Source organism: Mycobacterium sp. TH-M82 (genome assembly GCF_057473605.1).
This window is the reverse complement of record NZ_JBYCKY010000663.1, coordinates 1-4,490: the sequence shown is the minus strand read 5'-3', so window position 1 is coordinate 4,490 and position 4,490 is coordinate 1. Positions and strand designations below refer to the sequence as shown.

Annotated in this window: 4 protein-coding genes and 2 pseudogenes; 4 read left to right on the top strand and 2 right to left on the bottom strand. The window is 68.0% G+C overall.

The window, feature by feature from the left end:
• Both AC2VON_RS19520 and AC2VON_RS19515 read right to left on the bottom strand, forming a co-directional pair.
• Positions 1-493: APA family fibronectin-binding glycoprotein (locus AC2VON_RS19520; protein ID WP_486954427.1), on the bottom strand; the 493-nt coding region annotated here is incomplete at its 3' end.
• A 203-nt stretch (positions 494-696) separates the two neighbouring features.
• Positions 697-1,039: pseudogene (locus AC2VON_RS19515) on the bottom strand (molybdenum ABC transporter ATP-binding protein); the annotation flags it as partial.
• Between the two features lie 5 nt (positions 1,040-1,044).
• On the opposite strand from AC2VON_RS19515, the pseudogene AC2VON_RS19510 reads away from it, so the two are divergent.
• The 4 genes and pseudogenes from AC2VON_RS19510 to AC2VON_RS19495 form a co-directional block, all read left to right on the top strand.
• Positions 1,045-1,128 (top strand): annotated as a pseudogene (locus AC2VON_RS19510) (SDR family oxidoreductase); the annotation flags it as partial.
• Positions 1,129-1,260: 132 nt separating this feature from the next.
• A complete protein-coding gene (locus tag AC2VON_RS19505) occupies positions 1,261-2,667 on the top strand; it encodes an NAD(P)/FAD-dependent oxidoreductase (protein WP_486954428.1) in 1,407 nt (468 codons plus the stop codon).
• Between the two features lie 136 nt (positions 2,668-2,803).
• Positions 2,804-3,601 (top strand): gluconate 2-dehydrogenase subunit 3 family protein, encoded by a 798-nt coding sequence (locus tag AC2VON_RS19500; protein WP_486954426.1) that lies wholly within the window; start codon positions 2,804-2,806, stop codon positions 3,599-3,601.
• Positions 3,594-4,490: GMC family oxidoreductase N-terminal domain-containing protein (locus tag AC2VON_RS19495; protein WP_486954425.1), on the top strand; the 897-nt coding region annotated here is incomplete at its 3' end. The genes AC2VON_RS19500 and AC2VON_RS19495, both read left to right, overlap by 8 nt.

The window sequence follows — 4,490 nt, the reverse complement described above, 5'->3', positions numbered from 1 at the left end:
GCCGGGTTGCGGCTTTGGCGCTGTCGCTTTCCGAGCTGGCGTAGAGCCGCTGGTCCAGCTTGCCCAGCACAATCCGGGTGTCGTTGGCGGTCACCGGCGGCTGGCCCGGCAGCGGCGACTGGCTGATCTGCTTGCTCAGCAACGCCGAACCGTATTCGAGGTGACTTGCGTCGGACTCTACCCAGCCGGCGGGCACGACGTAGCTGAACCCGTCGGCGCCGTCGTCGACCCGGCCGAGTTCGGGCTCACCCGGCTCGACCGGCTGTGCAGGCGGCGCAAACGGGTCCCCTGGCGGGGGCGGTGCCGCGTTCGTCGGCGGCGCCGGCGGCATCGGGGGGACCGGGTCGGCGTTCGCCGCAGTCACCGGCAGTCCGATGGCGATGGTCCCGGCCACCGTGGCCAATGTAGCGGCCACTGCCCGGGCCAGCATGGTGGCCAGGGTGGGTGTCCGAGCGCCCCGGCGCGCCGTCGAGTGTGAATCCCGCTGCTTCATGGCAGAAAAACCTACCGTGTTACAGCTCTGACGCAAGCGCGACGTGCTTGCGCTGTGCCGGATTGTGCGCCGCTCTGCGACACTGCGCCGGTCCGTCACCGATGCGACGCGACCGGATGCAGCGTCACCTCCTGGGCTTTGACGCAGAACGAGGCGCGCTCCCCCGCCGGCAGTCCGAGTTCGGCGGCGGCGTCGGCGGTGACGTCGGCGGCCAGACCCCGAGCCCCGTCCGGCTGCGCCTGGCCGCCCCAGAGCTGCCGCGGCCCGCAGTCGGCCAGCTGTTCGGCGTCCACCTCGCGCAGCCAGTGCTGCGCGGACGCTCGCCCGCGGGCACGGCCGGCCGGTAACCAGCCGCGGCGACCGCTGTCCGAACCGAAAGCCACGTTGCCGGCAACGCTCAGATGCGGAAACAGCCGCGGATCCTGCAGCAGCAGGCCGACCGGGCGATCGTGGGTCGCGACAGCAATCCCGCGCGCGGTGTTCGGTCAGTACCCGCTCGCCCAGGCGCACCCGGCCCGCGTCAGGTCGCAACAGCCCGGCGGGCACGGTGAATGTTTTTGACCACGCCGGCGGAGCGGCATATCACCGGTCAGACGCTGCATGTCGGCCACCGTGCGTTGACTCAGTTCGGCTGACGGGTCGCTGAGGCCACCGGCGCCGGTGCAAGTGGCTGAACACACAACCGCCGAATTCGGCAACCGCCAACCAGGTCAACTAGCGTGATGATGAACGCGGTAAACGCAGTCGTCGAGGAGCTACCCCATTCCATGAGCGCCCAGCCCCAAGCTATTGGAGCGAATGCTCGCCGACGCCGGGTCGTCATCATCGGATCGGGCTTCGGTGGGTTGACGGCGGCCCGCAAACTCAAGCGGGCCCCACGTGGACGTCACGTCGACATCACGTTGATCGCCCGCACCACCCATCACCTATTTCAGCCGTTGCTGTATCAGGTCGCGACCGGCATCCTGTCCTCGGGGGAGATCGCCCCGCCGACCCGCGTCGTGCTGCGCGAACAACGCAACGCCCAGGTTCTGCTGGGCGATGTCACCCATATCGACCTGGCGGGCAAGTTCGTCACCTCGGAGCTGCTCGGCCACACCTACGACACCCCGTACGACGCCCTGATCGTCGCCGCCGGCGCCGGCCAGTCCTACTTCGGCAACGACCACTTCGCCGAGTTCGCACCCGGTATGAAAAGCGTCGACGACGCCCTGGAGTTGCGTGGCCGCATTCTGAGCGCATTCGAGCAGGCCGAACGCTCCCGCGATCCCGAACGGCGGAAGAAGCTGCTGACGTTCACCGTCGTCGGGGCGGGCCCCACCGGTGTGGAGATGGCCGGGCAGATCGCCGAACTGGCCACGCACACGTACAAAGGTGCATTCCGGAAGATCGATCCGACCACGGCGCGGGTGATCCTGCTCGACGCCGCTCCCGCCGTGCTGCCGTCGATGGGTGAAAAGCTGGGCAGGAAAGCCGCCGAGCGGCTGCAGAAGATGGGCGTCGAGATCCAACTCGGGGCGATGGTCACCGACGTCGACCGCAACGGCATCACGGTCAAGGACTCCGACGGCGGCATCCGGCGCATCGAATCGCAGTGCAAGGTGTGGTCGGCGGGAGTTTCGGCATGCCCGCTGGGCCGGGATCTCGCCGAGCAGTCTTCGGTCGAGTTGGACCGGGCCGGCCGGGTGAAGGTGCTGCCAGACCTGTCCGTGCCGGGCCATCCGGACGTCTTCGTGATCGGTGACATGGCGGCTGTCGAGGGAGTGCCGGGCATGGCGCAGGGCGCCATCCAGGGCGCCAAGCACGTCGCCAGCACGATCAAAGCCGAACTCGACGGCGCCGATCCGGCCGCCCGTGCGCCGTTTCAGTATGTCGACAAGGGCTCCATGGCCACCGTTTCGCGGTTCTCCGCGGTGGCCAAGGTCGGCCGGCTGGAGTTCAGCGGCTTCATCGCCTGGCTGGCCTGGCTGCTGCTGCACTTGGTCTACCTGGTCGGCTTCAAGAACAAGATCAGCACGCTGCTGTCGTGGACCGTCACGTTCCTGAGCACCCGCCGTGGCCAGCTGGCCATCACCGAGCGGCAGGCGTTCGGCCGGACTCGGCTCGAACAACTCGCGGTGCTGGCCGCCGAGGCGCACGGCACGACGGCCGGGGCGAGCAGGGCGCCCAGCTGACACCAGTTACCGCCAGTTACCGCCAGTTACCAACCTGCACCCGCTTGATGATTCGAAGCTGCATCGCGCCGATCGCGACACGCCGCCGCGCGAGACAATCCCAAGAGATCACTGATCGCTGCCACATAATCTTTGCGTGCCCGACGAGACGGTCAGCGGATCTGACTCGCAGGGAGCGGTGTCGCGTCGCGCGGTGCTCGGTGGGCTGAGCCTGTTGCCGCTGACCGCGGCCGTGCGCGGCGTTGTGCCGAGCGCTTCCGCCGACACGGCGTACCGATTCCTGTCGCCGCACCAGGCCGCGGTGCTCGACGCCGCCACCCGCCGCCTGATCCCCGGGCCGGAAGACGACCTGTTGGAGCGCGGCTCCCCGGGCGCGCACGAAGCGAACGTGGTCCGCTTCCTGGACAACATGCTGGCGGCGTTCTCGTTCTCGCCGCCGGAGGTGCACGCAGGCGGGCCGTGGAGCAACCGCGCCGGCGGCACCCAGGACTTCATGGCCGACTTCGTCCCGCTCGACCGCGCCCAGACCTACGCGTGGAAGCAGCGGATCGCCGGATATCAAACGCAATACACCAACGGCATCGCGCTGCTCGACAAGCTGGCCGGCGGCGACTTCACCACGGTGTCCAAGGCACGCCAGGACAGCATCCTGATACAGGGTGAGGCGGTGTCCTTCACCAGATTGCTGTTCGGCCACACCATCGAAGGCATGTACGCCGTCCCGGAGTACGGCGGCAACGCGGGCCTGGTCGGTTGGCAAGACATCTATTGGCCGGGGGACGTCCAGCCGCGGGGCTACACCAACGCCGAGGTCGAGGCGGCGGACTTCGACCTGGTCGGGATCCCGCCGAACGGGATCATCGCCAAACTCCTGAACGGAGGCTGGACGCAGATCATTTCCGCGATGGGCGGAAAGGCCGGCGTCAATGCCTAAGGCGGTCATCGTCGGCTCGGGTGCCGGCGGGTCGGTGACGGCCATGGTGCTCGCCGAGGCCGGCTGGGACGTGGTGATCTGCGAGATGGGACCGAACTACTACTCCGACCTCGCCGGGCACGGGCCGTTCTCGACGGTGTTCTCCAACGACGAGCTCAAGCACCTGCGCTATTTCGAGAATCCCGACCCGCTGGCCTACCCGCGCACGTTTCGGGAAAACGCCAGCCAAAACGCGGCGCAGACCTACGTCGGCAAGGTCAACGACCAAGCTAATCAGGTCGGCGGCACATACCCCCACTCGGACTGCAAGTTCTGCCGGCTGTGGGACATCGACTTCAAGGGGCTGTCGCTTTTGGGCCCGGTGCCTGGCGCGGACATGGCCGATTGGCCGTTCGACTACACCGAGATGGCTCCCTACTACGACGAGATCGAGAAGCTGATCGGCACCCAGGGCGATCTCGGGTCGACACCGGCGCTGGTGCTCCGGCACGCGCCGCAACAGACGCCCTTCCCGATGCCGCCAGGGCCGCAGCAGCGCTCCTCGATGCTGCTCGCCGCGGGGGCCAAACGCCTCGGGTTGCATCCCTATTACTACCCGATGGTGATCAACTCGGTGGAATACAACGGCATGCCGGCGTGTAACAACTGCGGGTTCTGCTCCGGGTACGGGTGCCCGATCTCGGCCAAGTACAACTCGCTGTTCGCGTTGCGGCGGGCGCTGCAGACCGGGCGGACGGACTTGCGCCCGCTCACCCAGGTCCTCAAGGTCAACTTCACCGGCCGGCGGGCCACCGGCGTCTCCTACATCGACCCGCAGGGCAAGCCCGGCGGGGAGAGCGCCGATGTGGTCGTGCTGAGCTGCTCGGCGGTCTTGACGCCACACTTGGCG

Excerpts from the sequence above, each read along its gene's own strand:
- AC2VON_RS19505 (WP_486954428.1), top strand. The coding sequence starts at position 1,261 with ATGAGCGCCCAGCCCCAAGCTATTGGAGCGAATGCTCGCCGACGCCGG.